Raw genomic sequence first — 1,001 nt, 5'->3', positions numbered from 1 at the left:
TGCTCGACCACCATGCCTCGAACCCCGGTTTCGGCACGGTCAACCTGGTCGATCCGAGTGCGGCGGCCACGTCGGTCGTGGCCGAGCAGCTGCTGGCCCGGCTCGGGGTGGTGGTCGATCCGGCCATCGCCGAGTGCCTCTACACGGCGCTGACCACTGACACCGGCTCGTTCCGCTTCGAGGCGACCACGCCGGCGGTGCATCAGATGGCTGCCCGCTTGTTGGCGACCGGCATCTCGCCCGGTGACATCTCCCGACGGGTCTTCGACACCCGGCCCTTCGGCGCGGTTCGCCTCTTCGGCGAGGTGCTCGGTCGCGCCCGGCTGGAGCCGGCCGCCGCTGCCGGCCGGGGGTTGGTCTGGACCTTCGCCACGCTGGACGACCTGGCCCGGCACGACCAGCGGCCGTACGTGCTGGAGGCGTTGATCGACTCGGTGCGGTGCACCGCCGAGGCGGATGTGAGCTGCGTGGTGAAGCAGACCCGGCCCGCCGAGTGGGCGGTGTCGATGCGCAGCAAGGGCGCGGTGGACGTCAGTCGGGTCGCGGTCGCCCTGGGCGGTGGTGGGCACACGTTCGCGGCCGGGTTCACCGGTCGGGGCAGCGTCGAGCAGGTGGTCGAGTCGATCCGTGCTCAGCTGGACGCGGCGCTGATCGGCTGAGGCCGAACTTCGACCTTCGTCGATCGGATCCGGAAGATCAGGGTCAGCTCCGGGGAGTGTCGGTCTTCCCGCCCTCCGTGTGACCGGGAAGAATTGCGGGATGGAGCAGCCGCACGACCTCACCGTGGAGGCCCCCCGCGCCTGGGACCGGCCCGCCGTCTCCGTTCCCGTTCTCGTCTGCCTGTCGCTCGTCGGTGGCCGGTTCGCGTCCTTCTCCACCGAGGCGAATCTGTTCACCCTCGGCACGGGTGGGGTGCTGATCTGGCTCGGTCTGAGCAACCGGGTGCCGCGCCGGCCCGCCGCGCGCGGCAGACGTCGATGGACACCCGTCATTGAGTCGAC

Annotated in this window: 1 protein-coding gene and 1 pseudogene; both read left to right on the top strand. The window is 70.8% G+C overall.

Annotated elements, in window-relative coordinates:
• A partial coding sequence (locus KBX53_RS34140) for a bifunctional oligoribonuclease/PAP phosphatase NrnA (protein ID WP_247676613.1) occupies window positions 1–659 on the top strand: 659 nt, incomplete at its 5' end.
• A 100-nt stretch (window positions 660–759) separates the two neighbouring features.
• Window positions 760–1,001, top strand: a pseudogene (locus tag KBX53_RS34135) (hypothetical protein); the annotation flags it as partial.

Origin of the sequence: Micromonospora sp. M51 (assembly GCF_018070305.1) — a bacterium.
In the GTDB taxonomy this organism is placed as follows: domain Bacteria; phylum Actinomycetota; class Actinomycetes; order Mycobacteriales; family Micromonosporaceae; genus Micromonospora; species Micromonospora parva.
Note: the sequence above shows the minus strand (reverse complement) of the source record. Positions and strands in the feature narration are given on the sequence as shown.